This is a genomic window from Rothia amarae, assembly GCF_042677725.1.
Classification (GTDB): domain Bacteria; phylum Actinomycetota; class Actinomycetes; order Actinomycetales; family Micrococcaceae; genus Rothia; species Rothia amarae.
Map to the genome: position 1 here is coordinate 117,415 of NZ_JBHUCN010000009.1, position 23,311 is coordinate 140,725.

Sequence of the window (23,311 nt, forward strand, 5' to 3'; positions counted from 1 at the left end):
TCGTTCCGGTTAACCTAAAATGGTCGGGCTATCCTTTCAAGGATAGCCCGACCATTCTTATCTATGTTTTAGAGAGTCCACGAGGCCAAAGCGCGGTTCATGTGGTCGGGGATGTTTGCCCCGGTGCGGGGGAACATACGTAGTTCCTCTACATACTGCTGAGCGGGTAGTTCGTCAGAGTATTTAGCGAAAGCGCCTTCATTCTGGTAATCGAACTTTACCTGCGGCGGAATGCCGGGGGTCAGGCGGATGCTCATAGCCAGCGGCGACCCAAAACCTTCCTTGTAGGAATCAGCTTTGAGTTGCAGAACGTTGAGCTCGTCTTCGGGAATCAGGTCAAAGGTTCGTTTCTGATCCCAGAAACCGCCCTGGCGGACGTGGGTTAATGCATCGTAGTACGAGCCCAGAGTTCGAATACGAATCAGCACGGTAGAGACATCGCGAGCTGAACCGTTCTCTCCGAAGAGAGCTTTTTGAACGCCAGCAAGTCGGTTGACTACCTCTGCTTCGGTCAACACCAGGTTGCCTTCGGCAAGATTGGTGGTGGACGGCTTGGAGAAAGTACCACCGGTTGCTGAGAAGGACGGCGATACGTCCACTCCGCTGGCAGTCTCAGGGACCTCAGCAGCAACAGTCTGTGAGGATGACGAAGCAGCAGGAGTGTGTGGCTGCATAACTGTGAATCGACCTGCTGCAGAAGTTGCGACTGTCTTCTCATCAGCGCCAGCAGTGTTCTTATCCTGGTGAGCGCGAAGGGCTTGATTCGTCTGCTCAGATGCAGTCTCTTCTTCCCACTCATCATCCACGTAGTCAGGTATAGTGGCAGTAGCCAAAGAAATATCGTGGGCTGAGGTCACAGCAGGTGCCTCAGAGGAGCTTCGCTGGTCATTGCGGGTTTGCTCTGATTCCCGAATGTCCTTCTCTGCATGGGATGCGCTGTGCGTATCAAGTTCAGTTGATTCAATGCGGGCGTTCTGGGAGGAATGATCCTCCAGCTCATCGATAACATCGCGACTTTGAACGAAACGCGTCTCCTCGAGTTCCTCAGAGATTGCTTCCTCTTCAACAGGGCTCAAGGAATTCAACGCACCGGCGTTCTCCTCAGGCTCACTATCGCTGACGAACGGGTTATCTTCATCCGCGACATCCTCGGTGGTGCCCGCAGATGCATCCGAAGAATCAGCCGTAGATGTGCGTTCGTCGTTCTCCACATCGTTTTTCTCGGTGCCGAAAGCTACAGCCTTGAAACTTTCCTGTGCTGCAGGAGGCTCCTCTTCAGTAGTAATTCGCTGAGAAACGCGGCTCAAACGATCCTGTGCAGAAAAAGCAGACTTCTCTTCTTCTTTATCTGCTACAGCAAAACGAGAATGATCCTGTGCCGGTTCGGTCTCGTCCTGCTCGTCGAAAGGAGACACAACGCCTGCAGGAACCGTGTACTGCAAGTTATGGCTAGTGCCCATCTCGGTGTTCAAGAAGGACGCCTGCACGTTTGAGTCCTCAGAACCGTCCAGCACAATCAGAGCACGGTTAAAGGGGCCGCGAGCGCCTTTTTCTTCATCTACATACAGCTGAGCAATGCCATCGAACCACTCATTGCCTGGAACAACCACAGTTTCTTCAAGTTCCTGGCCGTTCTCATGCAGAGTCAGGTTCATGTCATTACCATTTTGCTTCAAATCCAAAGTCAGCTCACCACTGCCTTTTTTGCGCATCATTTGAACGACGGCGTAGAGACCAGAACCCTTCTCCAAAGTATGGGAGGGGGCTGATACCTTTGAAGCGGTCTGCGCAGTGGGGGCTGCATCTGCGGAACCAACGGGCTGGTCGGAACGATCCGATACCAGCGGTTCTTGTGGTTCCTCTCGTTTACGACGGCTAAAAAGTCCCATAGTTTTTCACTTCCTGTGAGTTGAGAACAATCGATAACTTCAAGCTTATAAGGCAAGACTACTTTTCTGGTGCACCGACCTTACCCAGAATCAGAGGCTGAGGCACAAATTCGCCGCCAATTGACCAGGCGCCGTCCAACGCTTCCACCGCGCGTTCGAAACGTTCCGGGGTGTCTGTCATCAACGTCAGCAAGGGCTGGCCCTTTTCGACGGGGTCTCCGGGTTTGGCGTGCAACTTGATTCCTGCTGCCGCTTGAACCGTATCTTCCTTGCGTTCTCGGCCAGCACCTAGACGCCAAGATGCTATGCCCACAGCCAGCGCATCTAGCTCGGTGAGAGTGCCTGACTCTTCAGCAACCACGGTATGAGTTTCTTTCGGCTGCGGCAGAGCTGCATCGGGATCCCCACCCTGGTCGGTAATCATACGGCGCCACACGTCCATTGCCCGCCCGTCCTTCAAGGCCTCAGCAGGATCCTCTTCCACGCCCGACGCCGCCAGCATTTCACGGGCAAGCTCTGCGGTTAGCTCCACGACGTCGGCGGGGCCGCCTCCGGCAAGAACCTCCACAGATTCCTTCACCTCAATGGCATTACCTACTGCCAAACCCAGCGGCGTATTCATGTTGGTCAGAAGAGCCGAAGTTCTTACCCCGGCATCCATACCCAGAGCAACCATCGTTTCAGCAAGCTCCCGCGCACGTTCACTATCCTTCATAAACGCGCCAGAGCCCACCTTCACATCCAACACCAGCGAACCGGTTCCTTCAGCAATTTTCTTGGACATGATAGAACTTGCAATCAGCGGAATCGCCTCAACGGTTGAGGTAACGTCTCGCAAGGCATAGAGCTTCTTATCCGCAGGAGCCAACCCCGAACCTGCCGCGCAGATGACAGCCCCGGTACTTCCCAAAATCTCCATCGTGCGCTCATTCGATAGATTCGCCTGCCACCCGGGAATTGATTCCAGCTTGTCGAGGGTTCCACCGGTATGACCCAGCCCTCGGCCGCTCAACTGGGGAACCGCTACCCCATAGACCGCCACCAGGGGTGCCAACGGGAGCGTAATCTTATCGCCCACTCCCCCGGTGGAATGTTTATCACTGGTCGCGATTTTCTTTCCCGGGCCGACCAGGGACGAGAAGTCTAGGCGCTCGCCAGATCGAATCATCGCCTCAGTCCACCGAGAGATTTCTGCCCGGTTCATTCCGTTGAGAAAGATTGCCATGGCAAGGGAACTCATTTGTTCATCAGCAACGACGCCGCGTGTATAGGCATCGATAACCCAGTCAATTTGTTGGTTGCTGAGAACTTCGTGATCTCTCTTAGCTCGAATAACCTCTACAGCGCTGAAGGGCTCATGGTTACTCATATGTAATCTCCTCTATCTGTACGTTCGCCGGATCCATCGAGTGCCCGACCATTTCTTTTAGAGTACGAAAGATTGAGGAGCGGTGCCAGAACGCAGGTTGAGGTTTATCCAGAAGGTTTCAAGCCGCTCAGCAAGTACAGGATTGGTGAAAGACTCCTAAGCTAATTTCTCTGGACCAAAAGCGTCCGGAAGCATCTGCGCAATCGTGCGGATGCCGCTCACGCTCCGAATGAGCATTCCTGGCGCCGCATGCTCGAAGAGTAGCTGCCGACACCGACCGCAGGGCATCAGCGCCTGACCATCGCCGTCAACACACGCAAATGCAACCAGTTTGCCTCCGCCCGTCCTAAATAAATCAGAAACGAGCGAGCACTCTGCGCAGAGGGTAATGCCTAATGAGGCGTTCTCGATATTGCAGCCGATTACGATTCGCCCGTCTTGCGTCAGTGCTGCTGCGCCCACTGCATAGTTCGAATAGGGAGAGTAGGAGTTTTTCATAGCTACTGTAGCTACGGCGGTGAGCTCATCCCAGTCAATTTTTGGAGTATCTGCCATTGGTTTTCTCTCTTTCGGGTTGAGGACTGAGAGTAAAAGGCCGCGCTTTCGAAGAGTTCCGAAAGCGCGGCATTATTTTCATCAAGGTATTAGCCCTTGATGTAGGGCTGACCGGACGCCGCAGGACCGCGTGAGCGACCGACGACGCCGGCAACTGCCAAGATAGTGACGACGTACGGAAGCATTGCCAAGAACTCTGCCGGAATCGCTGTGCCCAGGATAGACAGGATGAACTGCATTTGGAGCGAGAATCCGAAGAGGATTGAAGCAAATAGAGCCCCCATGGGCTTCCAGCGACCAAAAATTAAAGCCGCCAAAGCAATGTAGCCTTGGCCCGCCGTCATATCGGCGTTGAAGGAGCTCACCGAAACGAGTGTGAAGAACGCGCCGCCCATACCGGCAACCGCGCCTGCCCACAAAACGTTGGTGAAGCGCAAACGGTTGACGTTGACGCCAAGGGTATCTGCTGCCTTGGGATGCTCGCCTACCGCGCGAGTGCGCAAGCCCCATTTGCTCTTGTTCAAAGCAAACCAAATGAGAGCAACCACAATGTACATGAGATACACAAGCACCGACTGGTTGAACAGAACCGGGCCCACCACGGGAATCTGAGAGAGTACAGGAATCTCAAAGGATGGCAGTTTAGGAGCCGAGTTGAGGTTCTGGGCATCGGGCTGGAGCACGCGGGTAAAGAGGAATCCGGTCAGACCGGAGACCAAGACATTCACCACAACACCCACGATGGTCTGGTCCACAATGTATTTGATGGAGAACAGCGCCAGAAGGAAAGAAACGAGAACGCCACCGAGCATTGCAGCCAGCAGACCTGCCCAGGGGTTATGAGTGATGGAACCTACCAGTACAGCGGAAAAAGCGCCAAAGAGTAGCTGACCTTCAATAGCGATGTTGACGATACCTGAACGCTCACACAGCAAACCGCCCATTGACCCAAAAATCATAGGAATCGATAGCGCTAGACCGCCCGAGAGCAGGTTGACGAGCGAAACTTCAGAGCTCTTAGCGGATCCAATCGCCCAGATCAAGATGAAGAGGATAAAGAATACCCAGAAGACGGCGGTGAGACCCTTACCGAGTTTCTTGCCCGAGTTCATCTGCACCGCTGAAAGCGCTGCGATAGCCAGCAGAACGAGGGTAGCAATCCAGCCGAAAGCAGTTGCCGAGAAGGTGAGGTTGGGAATGTTCGCCCAGGTGATGCCGTCTGAAAGGCGGAATGTCACGTCGTTGTGGGGAGCTTTGAAAGCTACCAGCAAGAGAGAAACTAGAGCGAGTACACCAAAGATAATGGTGTTCTTCCAGTTTTTCACTACAACGGTTTCTTCCACAGGCACAGTATCAATAGTTGCTGCACTCATTTACTTTGCCTCCGCTACGGCTTTTGAAGAAGCCTTCTTTTTCTTGGGCTTGGACGGATCGGGAAGTCTAAAGATAGACCGGACCAGCGGCGGCGCTGCAATGAAGAGAACAATCAGAGCCTGCACGACGAGCACGAGGTCGATTGGAGTTCCTGTTTCTACCTGCATGGAGACACCGCCGGCGCGGAATGCGCCGTAGAGCAAAGCTGCAAAGAAAGTACCCCACGGGGTCGAACGTCCTAGCAGCGCCACGGTAATGGCGTCGAATCCGAAGGACGCCGCGACGCCGGTGGTCAGCACACGCTCGGTGCCTGCCACCTGCGCGCTACCGGCAAGACCAGCCAGTGCACCGGCAATAACCATCACCAAAATGTAACCCGATGCTACCGAGATACCGGCAGTTCTAGCCGCGTGGGGGTTAGCACCGACCGCGCGAAGGCGGAAACCAATGGTGGAGCGATTCATCAACCAGGACACAAAGATAACTGCCAGCACTGCAATGACGAAGCTCCAGTTGAGCCGGAAGCTGTGTCCGAAGAGCTTGGGGAAGATAGCGTAATCTTCAAAGCTCGGTGAAATGGGGTTGGTGTTACCGGGGCGCTGCAAAAGCGGGGTCTTGAGTAAATAGAGCAGAAGATTGACCGCAATGTAGTTGAGCATAATCGAAAGGATAACCTCGTGAGCTCCGGTTTTTGCTTTCAGCAAGCCCACCAGACCACCCCAGAGACCGCCACCGAGGATACCACCGAGAACGATCAGCGGAAGCATAATGAAGAGGGGGAGCTGCCAGGTAATCGCAACGTAAGTTGAAACAATAGCGCCCAAGATAATCTGACCCTGCGCACCGATGTTGAACAAGCCGGTACGGAAAGCAATTGCAACCGCCAGGCCAGCCAAAATCAGCGGAGTCGCCACGGTAAGAGTTTCCATGAAAGGGTAAATCGCTTTAGTAAACGATTTTGCTTCATAATTGAAAATGGAACCGCGGAACATCGCTAGGTAAGCTTCGGACGCTGCTTTCCACGCTGCAGAGAGAGTGTCCATGGGGCGAGCAAAGAAGTAACCTGCGGCTTTTTGGGTAGCAGGGTCAGTAATTGCAATGAGCAAACCGCCCACTACCAACGCGGCAACCATTGCACCAATGGATAGACCAATACCGCCACCGGCAATCCGAGTAAATAGCGAAGGCTTTTTGTGCTCCTGCATCTGCGGATTGGGGGTAGAAGGAGCTGGCTGGCTCTCAGTTCCTAAGGTAGTAGCGCTCTGCGCTACGGATGCCGCAGAATCGAGGGGAACAGATGAATTTGCTGCACTCATGGGGTATCTCCTTCTGCCCAGGGAAGTACGGACTGATCAGCGGTGTGTTCTGCTTTATCTGCTCGAACAGAACCTGTTGTCTCTGGTGTGGTTGTTTCTAGGTCCGCGTCAGTTGCCGGTACAGATGCACGGGCTTCTTCGTAGGTTGCCCCAGCCATCATCTGCCCCAAAACGTTACGGGGAGTGTCATTGGGAACAATACCCATCAACTCACCGTGGAAAAAGACTGCGATACGGTCTGCTAGCGCGTAAACCTCATCGAGTTCGGTGGAGACGATAATAACGGGAATACCCTTATCTCGTTCCGCCACAATGCGTTTGTGAATAAATTCGATAGAGCCGACGTCGACGCCGCGGGTAGGCTGCGAGGCAACAAAAAGTTGCAAATCGCGGGTAAGTTCGCGAGCGACCACAATCTTCTGCTGGTTGCCGCCGGAGAGGGTTGATGCCGCGTCATATTTATTTCCCACGCGGATGTCGTACTCTTCAACCGCATGGTCAGCGTTTTGAGCGATGGCAGAGCGGTTGAGAGTTCCTGCTGAGGAGAATTCTTTGCGGTCGAAAAGATCGAGAATGAGGTTTTCTGCTATAGAGAAGGACCCGACCAGCCCGTCGGTGCTACGGTCTTCGGGGACAAATCCCACGCCAGCGCGAAGAACTTGACGGGTGTTAAGCCCCAGCAGTTCGGTGGAGTTAATCTTCATCGAGCCGGTAGCTTTGGGGTGCATACCGATAATGGTTTCGGTCAGCTCTGTCTGCCCGTTGCCCTGCACGCCTGCTACCGCAAGGATTTCGCCACCCCGGACGGTGAAATTAACGTCCTTCAGCAACGGTACGCCCTGGTCTGATACCAGATTAAGGTTTGAAACCGAGAAAGCTTGGTCGGTGAGGTGTGGCTGGTCTTTATCAACGACCAACTGGACGTTTTTTCCCACCATCAGTGCGGCGAGCTCGTTCGTTGATGCGCTGGGATCAGCATTTCCCACTACCTTGCCGCGGCGAATAACGGTAATTTCATCTGAAATTTCACGCACTTCTCGCAACTTATGCGAAATGAACACCAAAGATTTACCGTCTTGGCGTAGCTGACGCATGATTCCCAGCAACTGATCTGTTTCAGCGGGGGTCAGTACAGCCGTGGGCTCGTCCAAAATCAAGACCTCGGCGTCACGGACCAGGGCCTTGATGATTTCTACACGTTGCTGAACACCCACGGGAAGATCTTCCACAATGGCATCTGGGTCCACGGCAAAGCCGTAGCGCTCAGAAATTTCCCGAATTTTCTTGCGAGTTGCTTCAAGGTTGAGACGACCACCGCTGGTCTCCTCAGCGCCCAGAGCAATATTTTCAGCCACAGTGAATACGGGAACGAGCATAAAGTGCTGGTGCACCATACCGATTCCAGCAACCATCGCATCAGAGGGGCCCTTAAAGTTTACGGGCTGATCATTAATAAAAATCTGGCCTTCAGTGGGCTCGTAGAGACCATAGATGACGTTCATCAGGGTTGATTTACCCGCACCGTTTTCACCCAAGAGGGTATGGACAGTTCCAGGTTCAACCACTAAATCAATGCGGTCATTCGCGGTAAAATCACCAAAACGTTTGGTGACCTGTCGCAATTCGAGTTTCATCGACGCGCTTTCTTGTTCAGCAGGAAGAGGTGTTTAGCATGAGCGTATCAAAGCGGCCCGACCGCGCAAAAGGTTGCCGGTCGAGCCGCTTTGATAAGGAACTCACACTTTATTTGGTGGGGGTACCGTCGGTCTTTACGGTGATTTCACCGGAGACAATCTTGTCCTTGATGGTATCGAGCTCGGACTTGGTTTCGGAGGAAACCTTATCCTCGAAGTTGTGGAAAGGAGCTAGACCAACGCCGTCGTTCTGGAGGGTGCCGATGTACTTCTCGTTGGTGAACTTGCCGTCAATGTCGTCCTTGATGGTGGACTCCACAGCTTCCTTCATCTTCTTCTGAACAGAGGTAAGGATGATGTCCTGGTAGTTAGGGTTGGTCTCATAGCCATCGGAGTCAACCCAAATAACAGATGCAGGGGCATCTGAGTGGGACTTATTGTACTCGGAGACAGCCTCAAGAGTACCTGCGCCCACAGGACCAGCAACGGGCATAATGATGTCTGCACCCTGATCAAGGAAGTTCTGGGTCAGAGTCTTGCCCTTGGTCTGGTCGGTGAAGTCACCGGTGAAGGAATCGGTACCCAGAACCTTGACGTCCTTGTTCTTTTCCTTGTTGTAGTAGTCAACACCCTGCTTGAAACCCTGGGTGAAAATAGTAACGGTAGGCATCTCAGCGCCACCGTAGGTTGCTACCTTGCCTGTCTTGGACTGAGCTGCTGCCAAGTAACCTGCCTGGAAAGCTGCCTGAGCCGTATCGTAAACGATGGGGCGAACGTTGTCCGCTTCGATAGAACCATCATCGACAATAGCGAAGTGAGTCTCGGGGTTGTCTTTAGCGGCCTGTTTGGTGGTATCAGCCAACGCGAAGCCAACGCTGATGATGGAGTTGCAGTTCTGCTGAACAAGCGAGGTCATGTTGGGGTTGAAGTCAGCAGCTGATTCAGACTGTGATTCAGACATCTGAATGCCGTAATCTTCTTTAGCTGCGGTAACGCCCTTGTAGGAGTTCTCGTTGAAGGACTTATCGTCAAAGCCACCCTCATCAGAGATAATGCATGCCTTGTAGTCCGAAGCTTCTTTGTTTGAGGAAGAAGATTCTTCAGGTGCGGCACCGCAACCTGCCAAGAGAAGTGCTGAAATACCGAGTACGGTACCTGTTGCTGCAAAACGTGAGCGAGTAGCCATGTGAGAGCTATCCCTTCGTGTGTGTGATACAGAAGTGCAGAGTAGCTGATGCCGGCAGTATGTGCTCTACCCGCTCAGTTGCATTCTGTGTTTCGAGATACACGTTAATAGTAATGGGTGAATCGCCTCTGTACAGCCACTATTCATCTTTTTAATACCGATTAGTAATCTGGCCTCACGTTTTATCGTTGATTTTTTCTATCCGTAGTAGCTCGATGAACGAAACTGCTCTGCAGAGAGCTTGGCAATTTCCCAGCGGACCGCCCGCAACGCAGTCGATGCCATGACCTGCACACCGCACTTGATTGCGCGCTCGTCGGGGTTATAGTCATCGCGGTGTAGGTCGTAGGTCGGACCGCCAGGGGTACGAGTGCCCAAGCGAATCATCGATCCAGGTACTTCTTGCAACATCCAAGCGAAGTCTTCTCCGCCCATCGACTGCTCTACCAGCACCACAGAGTCCTCTCCCAGTTCAGCGCGTGAGGCAGTCTCTACCATGGTGGTTTCATCTTCTGTATTAACTACAGGAGGGACGCCGCGAATATGCTCGACCTCCGCCTTCACGCCATAGGGCGCGGCAACCTGTTCGATAACGTCGTCGAGGATTTCTCCGGCGCGGTACCAAGCATCGGCATCGAGGCAGCGCATGGTTCCTGCCATAAAACCTTCGGAAGGAATCGCGTTGGGAGCCACGCCCGCTTCAATCTGCCCCCAGGCAACCAATACGCCCGAACGTACATCCATGCGACGCGAGAGAACCGCAGGCACGTTGATTGCTATCTGGCTCATGGCGTAGATGAGGTCTTCGGTCAGGTGCGGGCGGGAGGTGTGCCCACCGTGGCCACTGAGTCTAATTTTGATGGTGTCTGATGCCGAGGTAATGGCACCGATGCGCGTACCGATCTTTCCTACGTCCACCTTCGGCTCGCAGTGAAGAGCGAATGCGCGGGGAATATTCTTGAGCACGCCTTGCTCAATCACTTGAACTGCTCCGCCGGGTAACTGCTCTTCTGCGGGTTGAAAAATGACGCGCACGGTGCGACCCAGCGGAGCTTCCTCATTGAGCTGGTGCAAAGCAATCGCAACTCCCAACATGACGGTCTGGTGAATATCGTGCCCACATGCATGCATGACGCCGGGGTTCTGCGAGGTGAACTCTAACCCTGTGGTTTCGAGGATAGGTAGCGCATCTATATCCGCGCGCAGAGCGACCGCATAAGGGCCGCCCCCAATGTCCACGAAACAACCGGTGCCCTCAAACCGTTGTGGTTTCATGCCCGCTGCCTCAAGTTGCGCAACAATGCGTTCAGTCGTATTGAACTCCATGAAAGACAGCTCAGGGTTCTGGTGCACGGCACGGCGGAACTCGATGAGTTGGGGAAGAATCTCTTGCACACGAGATTCGAATGCCGAACCAGATACGTCAAGAAGTGTTACTGCAGATGTTGGAGCCATTCAAATACCATAGCGCGAAAGCTTTTCATTCGCTGGCTTGGGAAGATCTGTTAACTTCCGCAAAGTTTATGACAGATTGTTACGCGTAGCTTTTCTGGATGCCGCGGCGCGATTGGTCAACCCTCCGCCCGGCATGGCGTTGGAAAGCACTCCCCCTTAAAACCCAGGAGCCCGCCACTCATCAAAGAGTAGCGGGCACCTGTGAGAAGCCTATGCGTTAGAAGGAGCGAGCCAAAATAGCCTGCTTCACTTCAGCAATTGCTTTGGTGATCTCAATACCACGAGGGCAAGCCTCGGTGCAGTTGAAGGTGGTACGGCAACGCCATACACCCTCTTTGTCATTGAGGATTTCCAAACGCATATCGCCGGCATCATCACGAGAATCGAAGATGAAACGGTGGGCGTTCACAATCGCTGCAGGACCAAAGTACTGACCGTCGGTCCAGAACACGGGGCACGATGAAGTACACGCTGCACACAAGATGCACTTGGTGGTGTCATCGAAACGCGCGCGGTCAGCCTGCGACTGGTATCGTTCGCGCTCAGGTTCGTGGCTGTCATTGACCAAGAAGGGCATGACCTCGCGATATGCCTGGAAGAAAGGCTCCATATCAACGATAAGGTCTTTCTCACAGGGCAAACCCTTGATGGGTTCCACAGTGATGGGTTTGGACAAGTCAAGATCCTTCAACAAGGTCTTGCACGCCAGACGGTTACGACCGTTGATACGCATGGCATCCGAACCACAAATACCGTGAGCGCACGAGCGGCGGAAAGACAGTGAACCGTCGATTTCCCACTTCACCTTGTGCAACACGTCAAGTACGCGGTCGGTGCCGAACATCTGAACTTTGAATTCGTCCCAGTGAGCTTCTTCAGAGATTTCTGGGTTGTAGCGACGAATTTGAACGGTGACATCGTAGGACTTGATACCGTTCTCACCCTCGCCGTTCTCCGACGCAATCGAAACCTTTGACTCAGGCTCGCGTGCCTCAAAATCGCTCTTGGGAGCTGTGTTTGCTACTGTTGATGCCATTTTAGTACTTACGCTCCATCGGTTCGTAGCGAGTAAAGATTACGGGCTTGGTGTCAAAACGCAGACCTGCAATACCCTCAAGCTCGGCTTCTTCGTCCAAGTAAACCATCGAGTGCTTCATGAAGTTCTCATCGTCACGGTCAGGGAAATCCTCACGGAAGTGACCACCGCGAGATTCCTGGCGGTGCAGAGCAGCAACCGACATCACCTTAGCCAGCTCTAGCAAGAAGCCAAGTTCAACTGCTTCCAGGAGGTCAAGGTTAAAACGCTTGCCCTTGTCCTGAATGGAGATGTTCTTGTAACGCTCTTCAAGACGGGTAATGGTGTTGATGGCGTTGTGGATGGTCTCAGCGGTACGGAAGACCTGCATGTCGGCGTCCATGACGTCCTGCAGTTCCTTGCGGATTTCGCCTACCTTTTCAGTGCCATTGCCATCGCGCAGCATGGAGAGCAAAGCCAGAGTCTTATCTGCGGCGTCTTCGGGGACGGGCAAGTACTCAGCGGTGTTTGCATATTCCGCTGCCTTGATACCGGCGCGCTTACCGAACACGTTGATGTCGAGCAGGGAGTTGGTGCCCAAACGGTTTGAACCGTGGACAGAAACACACGCTACTTCACCAGCGGCATAGAGACCGGGGATGGTCTCTTCGGAGTTAGCGAAAACCTCGGCGTCAATGTTAGTGGGGATACCACCCATTGCGTAGTGAGCCGTGGGGAATACCGGAACGGGCTCGGTGTAGGGCTCAACTCCCAGATAAGTACGAGCGAACTCGGTAATATCGGGTAGCTTTGCGTCGATATGAGCAGGTTCCAAGTGGGTAAGGTCCAACAGAACGTAGTCTTTGTTGGGTCCGCAACCGCGACCTTCGCGAACTTCGTTAGCCATTGAACGAGCCACGATGTCACGAGGAGCGAGGTCTTTAATGGTAGGAGCGTAACGCTCCATGAAGCGCTCACCCTCAGAGTTGCGGAGAATACCGCCCTCACCACGGGCTGCTTCAGAAACCAGAATGCCCAAACCGGCAAGACCGGTCGGGTGGAACTGAACGAATTCCATGTCTTCCAGTGGGATGCCGTTGCGTAGCGCAATCGCCATGCCGTCACCGGTGAGGGTGTGAGCATTCGAAGTGGTCTTGAAAATCTTTCCGCAACCACCGGATGCAAAGACAACAGACTTTGCCTGGAAAACGTGAACGTCGCCCGTTGCCAGATCGTACGTTACGACGCCAGCAGGACGGCGGTTTCCGTCTTCGTCGTCGACCATGACCAGATCCAGTACGTAGTACTCGTTGAAGAATTCAACGTTGTGTTTGACGCAGTTCTGGTAAAGAGTCTGAAGAATCATGTGTCCGGTACGGTCCGCTGCATAGCATGCGCGACGAACCGGCGACTTACCGTGGTCGCGGGTGTGACCACCGAAACGACGCTGGTCGATACGACCCTCAGGAGTGCGGTTGAAGGGAAGACCCATCTTTTCAAGATCCAGCACAGCGTCAATAGCTTCTTTAGCCATGACCTCTGCGGCATCCTGATCGACCAGGTAGTCGCCCCCCTTGATGGTGTCAAAGGTATGCCACTCCCAGTTGTCTTCTTCAACATTTGCAAGTGCTGCGCACATACCGCCCTGCGCTGCACCGGTGTGCGAGCGGGTAGGGTATAGCTTGGTGAGAACAGCAGTGCGGGCACGCTGACCGGACTCAATAGCCGCGCGCATACCGGCGCCACCAGCGCCAACAATCACTACATCGTACTTATGTACCTGCATTGAATAATGCTCTTTTCTAAATCTTTTTGGATTCGCGGATTACGGTGCGGGGCAGAACGAAGGAAGCAGTTCTGCGGGGCTACCGGTGGGGCAGGGGGTAAAGGTGAAAATCACCAAGGTGCCAACCAGCAGAACGAATGCCGCTGCCAGGAAGAGAATCAGCTTGAGCCAGAAGCGAGCGCTGTCCTTTTCTGCGTAGTCCATGATGATGGTGCGAATACCGTTGGTGCCATGCAACATTGCCAGCCACAACAACAACGCATCCCAGACCTGCCAGAAGGGGTTGGCCCATTTGCCGCCCACAAAGCCGAAGTCGATGCTATGAACGCCGTCGCCCAACATCAGGTTCACAAAGAGGTGACCGAAGATGAGGACTACGAGAATAACGCCAGAGACGCGCATGAACAACCAAGCCAACATTTCAAAGTTATTGCGCTTTGAATTGGAGCGGTTGTACTTGATGCCGTTGACCACATTGTCATTACTACGCGGCGCGGAAATACGGGGTTTAAGAGGAGTAGCCATGGAACGATTAACCTCCGAAAGTGTTCATGAGGTGGCGGATGAGGAAAGGAATCATGACGACTGCCCACAGAACAAGAACGCCCCAGAGCATTCCTTTCTGGTTTTTTGCACCGTTCTTCCAAAAGTCAATCAGAATGATACGGATGCCGTTGAATGCGTGGTACACGATGGCAGCTACGAGCACTGCCTCGCCGAGCCCCATCACGGGGTTCTTGTAAATGCTCATGATGGCGTTGTAAGCCTCTGGGGACACACGAACCATTGCGGTATCTAGGACGTGCACCAAAAGGAAGAAGAAAATCGCAATACCGGTAATGCGATGGGCTACCCATGACCACATGCCTTCACGGCCGCGATATAGGGTGCCTTTGGAGTTGCTAGGCACTGAATAACCTCCTGAGAGTTGCCTATGGGGACCCACATACGCCTTTGTATGGGGGTGCATGTGATTCCCTAAACAGCAAGAAAGGACTGTCTACTACTGTCAAAGATTACCAGGTCAGATTGACCTTTACTGACACCCTGTACACTATAAATTCCGCTAAAATTCAGGAAATTAGGCCATTAAATTGTTCGCGAATTGTATTTTTGCTCGTAATAGCGGGGATTAGTCGGCGATGAGTGAGCTAGCCCATGAGTGTAATGAGTGTATTAAAAGCTGTTTTTTCAGGTTTATGACGTAAAGCTCTGTATTCTATTACATGATGAGAACTCCACTAGAACGATTTTACCCGCTGATTCCAGCCGGAGGCGTTGGATCCCGCCTTTGGCCCATGTCGCGCGCAAAAGCCCCCAAATTCTTGCTTGACCTCACCGGAAGTGGCGATTCCCTCATTCGCCAGACCTATGACCGTCTAGTGGATTTGGCTTCCGATACCGTGATGGTCGTGACCGGCGAATCGCACGCGAACGCAGTCACCCAGCAGATTAGTGAACTGCGCGGTTCCGACATCGTTTTGGAACCCTCCCCCAAGGATTCCGCTGCCGCTATCGGTCTTGCCTGTGCGATCCTTTACAAGAGGGATCCAGAGGCGATTATTGGCTCTTTTGCAGCCGATCACGTGATTGATCCTGTCGCTGAATTTCACAAAGTTGTTCGCGAGGCAGTGGAAACAGCTGCTACCGGAAAAATCGTAACCATTGGTATCACGCCCTCCGCACCATCGACCGCATTTGGTTACATCCGCGCCCGGACGTCGCTCAAAATTGAGGGCGCGCCGTCTGCTCTTGCTGTTGATTCGTTTGTCGAAAAGCCTGACGCCGCAACTGCTACAAAGTATGTCAAGTCGGGCGAGTACACCTGGAATGCAGGTATGTTTGTAGCTCCTGCGCAGCTCATGCTTGTTCACTTAGAGAAGAATCAGCCTGAATTATTTGCAGGTATTTCACGCATTTCCGAAGCGTGGGATACCCCCCAGCGAGAAGATGTCATGAACGCCGTCTGGCCTACTCTACCCAAGATTGCCATTGACTATGCCGTCGCAGAACCTGCCGCTGCTGCAGGCGACGTCGCCATGGTTCCCGGATCCTTTAGCTGGGATGATGTGGGAGATTTCGATGCCGTCACGCGCCTGAGCCAAGAAAAGAGCGGGGAAACCATGACTATTCTCGGTGATAATCAGAATATTCTGACCCAAACTTCTACCGGCATTATTTCTTCGGATACCCAGCGGTGCATATCGGTCATCGGCATGGAAAACGTGGTGGTAATTGATACCAAAGACGCTCTCTTGGTCACCAACCGCAAAGATGCCCAGAAAGTAAAAGATACGGTCGCCGAGCTAAAATCTCGCGACCTCACTGAGCTTCTTTAGAATACTTTCGATTTCAACCCGCCACTGGCCATGTGGCGGGTTTTTTATTGCCTCATAATGCAAATGATTCTCATTTAAGTTATATTTTTTTCATGCGAAAAATACACACCACTCCAGCCCTATCCACAGTGCTTCTCTTTTCTGCTCTGACATTATCCGCGTGCGGTGGGGAAAAAGCTTCGCACACCGAGATGAATTCTGCAGAAAGCACCCCCTCCTCGACCACCTCAGCACCCGTCATCAAAGAAGGCTCAACTCCGTCATCGCGCATCGCCCTCAGCTATGACGGCGGCATCATGATAGTCGACGGAAGAGAGATGAAGCTTATAAAATCCCTCCCCCAGGAAGGCTTCTTACGCCTGAATCCATCGGGAGATAACCGCCATATCACTGTGGCCGATGGCTCTAGCTACAAGATTCTGGACGCAGGTTCATGGGAGCAACCCCACGGCGATCATTCCCATCTCTACACCGCTGAGCCCACCCTCAGCTCACTCGAATTTGCAGCAGACCATACCGGGCACGTCATCACTCACCATCAGAAAACCGCCATGTTTTCCGATGGAACCGGCACCTTCGAGGTCTACAATCCGGCAGAACTCACCGGAGAAAATCAGCGCACCGTAGAGCAGCTGAAAACCAGCAAGGTCACTCTCCCCCAGCCCCATCACGGATTTGCGATTCCTCTTGGAGACGACCACTACTTGGTAGCACAGGGTTCGGAGGAAAAACGCACGGGTGCGGCAGTCGTCGATCAACACGGTAAAAAACTTGCTGAAAATAACCAGTGCCCCGGAGTTCACGGTGAGGCAGTAGCTCAAGACGAGACGGTCACCGTAGGTTGTGAAGACGGCGTCCTCATCTACCGCGATGGTACTTTCACCAAAATAGACAACCCCGAAGATCCATACTCACGGTCGGGCAACATGGCAGGCTCTGAGAAGTCAGAAATCGTTCTTGCCGATTACAAGACCGACCCCGACGCCGAGCTAGAGCGACCTGAGCAGTTCGCTCTCATCAACACCGCAGAGAAGACACGAACCAAAGTGCAACTGCCCGACGGCGTCAGCTACACCTTTAGGTCCCTCGCGCGTGGTCCTCAGGGCGAAGCATTGCTTCTAACCACCGACGGCAAACTACGCTATTTCGACCAACACACAGGAAAAGAGCTAGGTTCGGTTGACCTCATGGGACCTTGGGAAGAATCTGAAACCTGGCAGGATCCCCGCCCAGCCATCTGGGTTACTGGAGAAATTGCCTACATCACAGACCCCTTCACCAAGAAATTGATGGCGGTTTCCCTCAAGAATCTGCATAAGGATCAAGCTGAAAAATTTGCAGAACTAGAACTTCCCGAAACCCCTAACGAAATCAGCGGTGTTAGCGGAAAAACTATGAGATAGAAATAGTGGCGACGTTCTCCCACGAATGACCATCAAAATAATAGATTCCTATTTCTTGCACCTCAAACGAGCGTAATTCCTCGGGCAGATCAGCAAAATCTTCCAATGAAGCCTGGAGCAAATCTGTTGGACATTGGTGCGCGATGGTCAAATGGGGAACAAACTCAAAAGGTGAGGCGCTCTGTCCGAGATGGTCGATACACAGGGCACGCAAACTATGAATGCTGGCATCACCATGTTGCACAGGTAAATAGCTCACGGGAGTCTGAGGCGCAAAAGTTTCAGGCTCCCCCAGTCCAATAGGGAAAGGTACAAATGAGCGCACCTCGCGCATAAAAGTATCCGAAAGGTGAAGCCCATCCTTCACCGGAGCAATGTGCACCGTGATATGGCTGGGATAACGGGGTTCTGATGCCGCGTGTTTAACTTGCCACCCCAAAATTCGCTCGCTCAGAGCAGGAGGAACCGCAGCGACAACGCTGAGGTAATGTTCTCCCTGCTCTAGAGTGGGCGAGTTCGTCATCTTTCATTCCCTCAATAACGGATGGCTACTACAGGCTAGCCTGCGGCATGAAACCAATATTTTTGTATACGTTCTCGACAGTCACAGCAGCTACTTCACGCGCCTTCAAAGCACCCACCGCCAGCAGACGGTCAAGCTCTGCAGGGTCATCGAGCAATTCCAACGCACGAGCGCGAATTGGTTCCATCGTCTCGGAAACCAGTTCAGCAAGGTCAACCTTCAGATGCCCGTACATTTTACCCTGGTATTCTTCAACAATTTCATTCACCGGGCGCTGAGATACCGCCGAATAAATAGAGAGCAAGTTGGAGACTCCGGGCTTTGCCTCACGGTCAAAAGCGATCTCGCTGCCGTCGTCGGTCACCGCTGATTTAATCTTCTTAGCTGTCTTTTTGGGCTCATCTAGTAACCAAATGATGCCCTTCTCGTTCTGTGCCGATTTTGACATCTTTGAGGTAGGGTTCTGCAAATCGTAAATCTTTGCAGTCTCCTTCAAAATTAGGGGCTCAGGCACGATGAAAGTATCACCATAGCGGGAGTTAAATCGCTGAGCGAGGTTACGGGTGAGCTCCAAGTGCTGGCGCTGGTCCTCACCGACAGGAACGACGTCCGCCTGGTATAGCAAGATGTCAGCAGCCATCAGTACGGGGTAGGTAAACAAACCTACACTGGCATTTTCTGAACCCTGCTTAGCTGATTTGTCTTTGAACTGAGTCATACGCGACGCCTCGCCAAAACCCGTCAGACAGTTCAAAACCCAGGCTAACTGAGCATGCTCTGGAACATGCGACTGCACAAAAAGCGGAGTCTTCTCAGGGTTAATACCGCATGCAATGTACTGAGCTGCTGTCTTACGAGTACGCTCATGCAACAGCGCTGGATCCTGCGGCACGGTAATAGCATGCATATCGGGTATGAAATACAGGCACTCAAAGTCCTGCTGCATGCCTACCCAGTTATTGAGCGCACCAATATAGTTACCCAAATGCATAGAATCTGCCGAAGGCTGAGCACCTGAAAAAGCACGGGGCGCACCATGAGCGGCATTGGGGATAACTGAACGGTCAAACGAATCAGACTTTGCTTCAGCCGACATTATGAATCTCCCTTAGCGTCTTTGATCATGCTCATACCATTACTAGCAGTTGTATCAATAGTATCCAGTGCGCGCTCAATCATTGCTTCAGATTCTGAAGCGTTCGCTGCTAACTGTTCTTTGATGACGTTCGACTGCACCAATACGATTTTAAAGCTGTGGGCAAGTTTGTCGTCCAGCAGCGCATTTTCTTCATTTCGACGAATGACGCTCGCCTCATCAAAACTCTTCTGCGAGGCCTTCGCCTGTTTCATGACGCCCCAGGCGAGGTAGGCAGCCACGCCGAGCCATGCCAAGAGAATACCGGCAATGATCCATCCCAGAACAGACTCCTCATTCTTCGCCTGAATAATCGCGAAGATAAAAAGAATCAGCAAGACAGCGCCGCCAATGCAGGCACCGAGAATTGCTTTGGAGCGGTTCTGCTCAGTAGTAGAAGTGGAAGAATGTGAAGTACCGGAGGATTGCATAAACTCTATTATGCCAAATAGATTAAAGCTCACTGACATCCAGTTAGGATGTAAGGTATGACCAGCGTAAATCCCCCTAAATCCGCTGAAAGCTCATCTGTCTCCCGTTCATTTTCAGGAGCCCGCCTACCCGAAGGTTCTTCCCCAAAGTACCATCGTCTAGCTAGCTTTCTCAGTACTTCCTTTGTCAAAGATGCTCCCGCGCATACCCCCCTACCCACCGAACGCGAACTCCAAGAGTATTTTGGAGTAAGCCGCGATACCGTGCGTCGAGCTATTTCATCACTTCAGCGCCAGGGTCTGGTGTACAACGTGCAGGGCTCAGGATCTTATGTGGCAGAGGAAAATCGCCGCATCAAAGAACCCCATTTGGTCTCCTACACAGACGATATGGTGGCGCGCGGCTTTACTCCCTCCACCATCACCATGGGTTTCAAACACCTAGAAGCCAACAATTCCCTAGCCAATCTTCTAGGTGTTACCGCCGGAACGCCCATCATCGAAGCCGTTCGGCTACGTCGTGCCAACGGGGACCCCATGTGCTTTGAAAAAGCGAGATTTCTCAGCGAAGTCTTTAAAAACTCCACTCCAGAATTGAATGTGCCCTTAGAACGGCAACTCGCACAGAATGGCTACCGCATAGAACGGGTTAAAGAAAAGGTTTCTGCGGTGAGCCTGGACTATGAAGAGTCAGCAGCACTGTCCGTCCCCCTTCATACTGCCGGTCTACGCATCGACCGCATCGGCTATACGAACCGGGGCAAACCCATCGAAAGCACTGTGGCAGTCTACCGCGCCGACCGCTACGACTTCGAATTTGATCTCTACCGCTAGAGAACAAATATTCCCGCCGCTGAGTTACTCAGCGGCGGGAATATTTTGCCTTCGATTACTGCTCAGCAGCCATACGTTCAGCGGTTTCTACCACGTTCACCAGCAACATCGCACGAGTCATCGGACCCACACCGCCGGGGTTAGGTGAGTACCAGCTCGACTTCTCGATCGCTTCAGGGCTGATATCGCCGGTCAGCTTCTTCTTTCCGGTCTCGGGGTCTTCAATACGGGACACTCCGACATCCAGCAGAATTGCGCCGTCTTTAACCTGATCTGCCTTGACGTTGTGGGGCTGGCCTACTGCAGCCACAATGATGTCGGCATCGCGCAGAGCGCCATCGACATCTTCGGTGCCGGTGTGAACAAGAGTTGGAGTAGCGTTGACCCCCTTACGGGTCAGCAAAAGTCCCAGCGGACGACCCACGGTAATACCGCGACCCAGTACTGCAACCTTCTTGCCCTTCCATGAAAGACCGTGACGCTCTACCAGTTCAATCACACCGTTGGGAGTACAGGGAAGCGGCGAATCCAGTTCGTCACCCACATTAAGGACCAGACGACCCAAGTTAGTGGGGTGCAAACCATCGGCATCCTTATCAGGATCAATCTTTTCCAAAATACGGTTAGTATCAATGTGCTTGGGCAACGGAAGCTGAACAATGTACCCGGTGCACTCGGGGTTGTTATTCAAATCTTCAATTTCTTTTTCAAGTTCTTCCTGAGTAATGTCCTCGGGAAGATCCTTACGAATCGAAGCAATTCCGATTTCAGCACAGTCGCGGTGCTTACCACCAACATACGAATGTGATGCGGGATCGTCCCCCACCAAGACCGTACCCAGACCAGCAGTAACACCCTTTTCCTTCAACGCTTCAACGCGCTCGGCAAGTTCTTTCTTAATCTCTGCTGCTGTAGCTTTACCGTCTAGAATCTGCGGCATATTTACCACTCCTCAATTCCGTTGTACAAGGGAAACTTCTCACACAGAGCAGTCACACGCTCATGCTGAGCTGCAACGTCTGCGCCTGGTTTCAGGGTCTCTGCGATAATATCTGCCACCTCGGTGAAAGCTTCCGCGTCGAAGCCACGGGTAGCAAGTGCTGGGGTGCCGATACGCAAACCGGAGGTAACCATCGGCGGGCGGGGGTCGTTCGGCACTGCGTTACGGTTCACAGTGATGCCCGCTTTGTGCAATAGATCTTCTGCTTGTTTGCCATCCAACTCAGAATCCACCAAGTCAACCAGCAAGAGGTGGACGTCGGTGCCGCCGGTCAGCACCTTTATGCCCGCCTCTGCGACGTCGGACTGAGAAAGACGCTCGGCGATGATGTGAGCACCTTCCAGCGTACGCTTTTGGCGATCCTTAAAATCTGCAGATGCAGCAATTTTGAAAGCGGTAGCTTTAGCAGCAATCACATGCATGAGCGGTCCGCCCTGCTGTCCGGGGAAGACTGCCGAATCAATCTTTTTCTTCAGCTCTTCTTTGCAGAGGATAAAGCCCGAACGGGGCCCACCAATCGTTTTATGAACGGTGGAGGATACGACGTCGGCGAAAGGAACCGGGTTCGGGTGTAGCCCTGTTGCCACTAGCCCTGCGAAATGAGCCATATCGACCCAGAGGTAAGCCCCCACTTCATCGGCAACCGCACGGAACGCTTCAAAATCAAGTTGACGAGTATAGGCAGACCAGCCAGCGATAATCACCTTAGGCTTATTCGCCACCGCAAGTTCACGCACCTGCTCCATGTCAACGCGACCGGTTTCTTCGTTGACCTCGTAGGCAACAACGTTGTATAACTTGCCGGACACATTCAGACGCATACCGTGGGTTAGATGCCCGCCGTGAGCCAAGGAAAGACCCATAATGGTGTCCCCAGGGGTCAACAGCGCGTGCATGACGGCATTATTTGCCTGCGCACCCGAGTGAGGCTGAACATTCGCATGGTCAGCTCCGAAGAGCGACTTGGCACGTTCAATTGCTAGGGATTCTACGACGTCAACATATTCGCAGCCGCCGTAGTAACGACGTCCGGGGTAGCCCTCGGCGTACTTGTTGGTCAAAACCGAACCCTGGGCTTCGAGTACTGCACGCGGCACAAAGTTCTCAGAGGCAATCATTTCCAGAGTGTTCTGCTGACGCTTCTGCTCAGAATGAATTGCTTCAGCAACCTCGGGATCAATCTCTGCCAGAGGCACATCAAGAATCTGCTGGGAATCGCTCACACGGGCTCCTTTCAAGTTTCGGTCTTCTTCTCCAACGGAGAAGGACCTCATAGAAAACGGTGATGAGGTCAAAAAGACCATCCACTCTAGTTTATGTGAACCAGACCGCATTGCCACCCGGTTAATGGATATAAGCAAGCTTGTTTATGGATTATCCATCAGGACTTTATCTTGCCACCCGGCCAAAACGAGTAGAGAGAGTTTTTCTAAGCCTGGGTCAAAATTGCTTCGGCAAAATTTCGATATGAATCATGGGAAAAATTAGAGAGAGTTTGCGATTGCAAAACATACCCACAAAAAACGCTCAGCACGGCTGCGCCAAGGACCTCTAGCCATTCTTCAAGCTCTTCTTCATCAAATTCGAGAGCTGCTTGTGCCCACCCACGATATCTTTCTTTCGCAGCGTTCTTCAACGTTTCAAGTTGAGTATCGGCAACTTTTCGTACGACCTCATAGGTAGCGGCTTCACCCCATGTTGATTGCAACAACCGGCATGTTGCAGGGTTGACTCGCAGCGTCTCTAACCAGTTCAGCACATACGCCCAAGGCTCCATTTTTTCAGGCTGACCTGCACCGACGTCGCCTAGGCGTGGGGTATTTTCTTGCAGAAATATCTCAAGATCTATCGTTGCCGCCGCTACCGTAATCTCTTCTTTTCCAGAAAAGTGATTATAGATTGCACCGGCAGACATACCTGTCCGCTGGATAATCTCACTCATGGATGTGCGTTGAAAACCTTTATCAAGAAAGGCCAAACGTGCAGATTCCACGATATTTTCTCTAATCTGCATTCGGTGTTCTTCGCTAATTCGAGGCATATTTCTAAATTACCTAAATCGAACAG

Annotated in this window: 21 protein-coding genes; 3 read left to right on the forward strand and 18 right to left on the reverse strand. The window is 52.6% G+C overall.

From position 1 onward, the window contains the following. Positions 1-68: 68 nt before the first annotated feature. From ACFR81_RS05360 to sdhC, 12 genes are all read right to left on the reverse strand, one after another. Positions 69-1,889 (reverse strand): hypothetical protein, encoded by a 1,821-nt coding sequence (locus ACFR81_RS05360; RefSeq protein ID WP_343876139.1) that lies wholly within the window; start codon positions 1,887-1,889, stop codon positions 69-71. Positions 1,890-1,947: 58 nt separating this feature from the next. Continuing rightward, entirely contained in the window at positions 1,948-3,258 is a 1,311-nt protein-coding gene (locus ACFR81_RS05365) for a thymidine phosphorylase (RefSeq protein ID WP_343876138.1), read from the reverse strand. 156 nt (positions 3,259-3,414) lie between these two features. Then, positions 3,415-3,813 carry a cytidine deaminase gene (locus ACFR81_RS05370; RefSeq protein ID WP_343876137.1) on the reverse strand — a complete coding sequence of 133 codons (399 nt, stop codon included), beginning with the start codon at positions 3,811-3,813 and terminating at the stop codon, positions 3,415-3,417. Between the two features lie 89 nt (positions 3,814-3,902). Further along, positions 3,903-5,186 carry an ABC transporter permease gene (locus tag ACFR81_RS05375; RefSeq protein ID WP_343876136.1) on the reverse strand — a complete coding sequence of 428 codons (1,284 nt, stop codon included), beginning with the start codon at positions 5,184-5,186 and terminating at the stop codon, positions 3,903-3,905. Next, positions 5,187-6,503 carry an ABC transporter permease gene (locus tag ACFR81_RS05380; RefSeq protein WP_151146897.1) on the reverse strand — a complete coding sequence of 439 codons (1,317 nt, stop codon included), beginning with the start codon at positions 6,501-6,503 and terminating at the stop codon, positions 5,187-5,189. After that, positions 6,500-8,137: an ABC transporter ATP-binding protein gene (locus ACFR81_RS05385; protein ID WP_343876135.1), complete on the reverse strand. Its 1,638-nt coding sequence runs from the start codon at positions 8,135-8,137 to the stop codon at positions 6,500-6,502. Before ACFR81_RS05385 ends, ACFR81_RS05380 begins: the two co-directional genes overlap by 4 nt. Before the next feature lie 109 nt (positions 8,138-8,246). Then, positions 8,247-9,323 (reverse strand): BMP family lipoprotein, encoded by a 1,077-nt coding sequence (locus ACFR81_RS05390; protein ID WP_145175607.1) that lies wholly within the window; start codon positions 9,321-9,323, stop codon positions 8,247-8,249. 198 nt (positions 9,324-9,521) lie between these two features. Next, a complete protein-coding gene (locus ACFR81_RS05395; protein WP_343876134.1) occupies positions 9,522-10,778 on the reverse strand; it encodes an amidohydrolase in 1,257 nt (418 codons plus the stop codon). Between the two features lie 217 nt (positions 10,779-10,995). Further along, positions 10,996-11,814, reverse strand: a complete 819-nt coding sequence (locus ACFR81_RS05400; RefSeq protein ID WP_343876133.1) for a succinate dehydrogenase iron-sulfur subunit — start codon at positions 11,812-11,814, stop codon at positions 10,996-10,998. A gap of 1 nt (position 11,815) precedes the next feature. Further along, positions 11,816-13,579, reverse strand: coding sequence for a succinate dehydrogenase flavoprotein subunit (sdhA, locus tag ACFR81_RS05405; protein WP_068172896.1), 1,764 nt, complete (start codon positions 13,577-13,579; stop codon positions 11,816-11,818). Between the two features lie 39 nt (positions 13,580-13,618). Then, complete coding sequence (locus ACFR81_RS05410; RefSeq protein WP_343876132.1) at positions 13,619-14,104, reverse strand: succinate dehydrogenase hydrophobic membrane anchor subunit; 486 nt, start codon at positions 14,102-14,104, stop codon at positions 13,619-13,621. A gap of 7 nt (positions 14,105-14,111) precedes the next feature. Continuing rightward, on the reverse strand, positions 14,112-14,489 hold the full coding sequence (gene sdhC, locus ACFR81_RS05415) for a succinate dehydrogenase, cytochrome b556 subunit (RefSeq protein WP_318275113.1): 378 nt from the start codon (positions 14,487-14,489) through the stop codon (positions 14,112-14,114). Positions 14,490-14,808: 319 nt separating this feature from the next. Between sdhC and ACFR81_RS05420 the strand changes: the two genes are divergently transcribed. Beyond that, positions 14,809-15,918 carry a mannose-1-phosphate guanylyltransferase gene (locus tag ACFR81_RS05420; protein WP_068172922.1) on the forward strand — a complete coding sequence of 370 codons (1,110 nt, stop codon included), beginning with the start codon at positions 14,809-14,811 and terminating at the stop codon, positions 15,916-15,918. Positions 15,919-16,109: 191 nt separating this feature from the next. Then, positions 16,110-17,321 (forward strand): hypothetical protein, encoded by a 1,212-nt coding sequence (locus ACFR81_RS05425; protein ID WP_343876131.1) that lies wholly within the window; start codon positions 16,110-16,112, stop codon positions 17,319-17,321. On the opposite strand, the gene ACFR81_RS05430 is transcribed toward ACFR81_RS05425, so the two are convergent. The 3 genes from ACFR81_RS05430 to ACFR81_RS05440 are packed head-to-tail and all read right to left on the reverse strand — an operon-like array spanning position 17,311 to position 19,443. After that, positions 17,311-17,844 (reverse strand): 2'-5' RNA ligase family protein, encoded by a 534-nt coding sequence (locus ACFR81_RS05430; protein WP_068171854.1) that lies wholly within the window; start codon positions 17,842-17,844, stop codon positions 17,311-17,313. The genes ACFR81_RS05425 and ACFR81_RS05430 overlap by 11 nt on opposite strands. A gap of 28 nt (positions 17,845-17,872) precedes the next feature. Beyond that, positions 17,873-18,940, reverse strand: a complete 1,068-nt coding sequence (gene trpS / locus ACFR81_RS05435) for a tryptophan--tRNA ligase (protein ID WP_068171852.1) — start codon at positions 18,938-18,940, stop codon at positions 17,873-17,875. Further along, positions 18,940-19,443 carry a hypothetical protein gene (locus ACFR81_RS05440; protein WP_343876130.1) on the reverse strand — a complete coding sequence of 168 codons (504 nt, stop codon included), beginning with the start codon at positions 19,441-19,443 and terminating at the stop codon, positions 18,940-18,942. The genes trpS and ACFR81_RS05440 overlap by 1 nt, the downstream gene beginning before the upstream one ends. Positions 19,444-19,467: 24 nt before the next feature. Between ACFR81_RS05440 and ACFR81_RS05445 the strand changes: the two genes are divergently transcribed. Continuing rightward, positions 19,468-20,244 (forward strand): GntR family transcriptional regulator, encoded by a 777-nt coding sequence (locus ACFR81_RS05445; protein WP_343876129.1) that lies wholly within the window; start codon positions 19,468-19,470, stop codon positions 20,242-20,244. A 55-nt stretch (positions 20,245-20,299) separates the two neighbouring features. Here ACFR81_RS05445 and ACFR81_RS05450 read toward each other — a convergent pair whose 3' ends face one another. The 3 genes from ACFR81_RS05450 to ACFR81_RS05460 form a co-directional block, all read right to left on the reverse strand. Next, a complete protein-coding gene (locus ACFR81_RS05450; RefSeq protein ID WP_068170412.1) occupies positions 20,300-21,184 on the reverse strand; it encodes a bifunctional methylenetetrahydrofolate dehydrogenase/methenyltetrahydrofolate cyclohydrolase in 885 nt (294 codons plus the stop codon). Positions 21,185-21,186: 2 nt separating this feature from the next. After that, positions 21,187-22,467, reverse strand: coding sequence for a serine hydroxymethyltransferase (glyA, locus tag ACFR81_RS05455; protein WP_068170414.1), 1,281 nt, complete (start codon positions 22,465-22,467; stop codon positions 21,187-21,189). 206 nt (positions 22,468-22,673) lie between these two features. After that, on the reverse strand, positions 22,674-23,258 hold the full coding sequence (locus ACFR81_RS05460) for a TetR/AcrR family transcriptional regulator (RefSeq protein WP_343876128.1): 585 nt from the start codon (positions 23,256-23,258) through the stop codon (positions 22,674-22,676). Positions 23,259-23,311 lie beyond the last annotated feature (53 nt).

Excerpts from the sequence above, each read along its gene's own strand:
- ACFR81_RS05360 (WP_343876139.1), bottom strand. The coding sequence starts at position 1,889 with ATGGGACTTTTTAGCCGTCGTAAACGAGAGGAACCACAAGAACCGCTG.
- ACFR81_RS05365 (WP_343876138.1), bottom strand. The coding sequence starts at position 3,258 with ATGAGTAACCATGAGCCCTTCAGCGCTGTAGAGGTTATTCGAGCTAAG.
- ACFR81_RS05370 (WP_343876137.1), bottom strand. The coding sequence starts at position 3,813 with ATGGCAGATACTCCAAAAATTGACTGGGATGAGCTCACCGCCGTAGCT.
- ACFR81_RS05375 (WP_343876136.1), bottom strand. The coding sequence starts at position 5,186 with ATGAGTGCAGCAACTATTGATACTGTGCCTGTGGAAGAAACCGTTGTA.
- ACFR81_RS05380 (WP_151146897.1), bottom strand. The coding sequence starts at position 6,503 with ATGAGTGCAGCAAATTCATCTGTTCCCCTCGATTCTGCGGCATCCGTA.
- ACFR81_RS05385 (WP_343876135.1), bottom strand. The coding sequence starts at position 8,137 with ATGAAACTCGAATTGCGACAGGTCACCAAACGTTTTGGTGATTTTACC.
- ACFR81_RS05390 (WP_145175607.1), bottom strand. The coding sequence starts at position 9,323 with ATGGCTACTCGCTCACGTTTTGCAGCAACAGGTACCGTACTCGGTATT.
- ACFR81_RS05395 (WP_343876134.1), bottom strand. The coding sequence starts at position 10,778 with ATGGCTCCAACATCTGCAGTAACACTTCTTGACGTATCTGGTTCGGCA.
- ACFR81_RS05400 (WP_343876133.1), bottom strand. The coding sequence starts at position 11,814 with ATGGCATCAACAGTAGCAAACACAGCTCCCAAGAGCGATTTTGAGGCA.
- sdhA (WP_068172896.1), bottom strand. The coding sequence starts at position 13,579 with ATGCAGGTACATAAGTACGATGTAGTGATTGTTGGCGCTGGTGGCGCC.
- ACFR81_RS05410 (WP_343876132.1), bottom strand. The coding sequence starts at position 14,104 with ATGGCTACTCCTCTTAAACCCCGTATTTCCGCGCCGCGTAGTAATGAC.
- ACFR81_RS05420 (WP_068172922.1), top strand. The coding sequence starts at position 14,809 with ATGAGAACTCCACTAGAACGATTTTACCCGCTGATTCCAGCCGGAGGC.
- ACFR81_RS05425 (WP_343876131.1), top strand. The coding sequence starts at position 16,110 with ATGAATTCTGCAGAAAGCACCCCCTCCTCGACCACCTCAGCACCCGTC.
- ACFR81_RS05430 (WP_068171854.1), bottom strand. The coding sequence starts at position 17,844 with ATGACGAACTCGCCCACTCTAGAGCAGGGAGAACATTACCTCAGCGTT.
- trpS (WP_068171852.1), bottom strand. The coding sequence starts at position 18,940 with ATGTCGGCTGAAGCAAAGTCTGATTCGTTTGACCGTTCAGTTATCCCC.
- ACFR81_RS05445 (WP_343876129.1), top strand. The coding sequence starts at position 19,468 with ATGACCAGCGTAAATCCCCCTAAATCCGCTGAAAGCTCATCTGTCTCC.
- ACFR81_RS05450 (WP_068170412.1), bottom strand. The coding sequence starts at position 21,184 with ATGCCGCAGATTCTAGACGGTAAAGCTACAGCAGCAGAGATTAAGAAA.
- ACFR81_RS05460 (WP_343876128.1), bottom strand. The coding sequence starts at position 23,258 with ATGCAGATTAGAGAAAATATCGTGGAATCTGCACGTTTGGCCTTTCTT.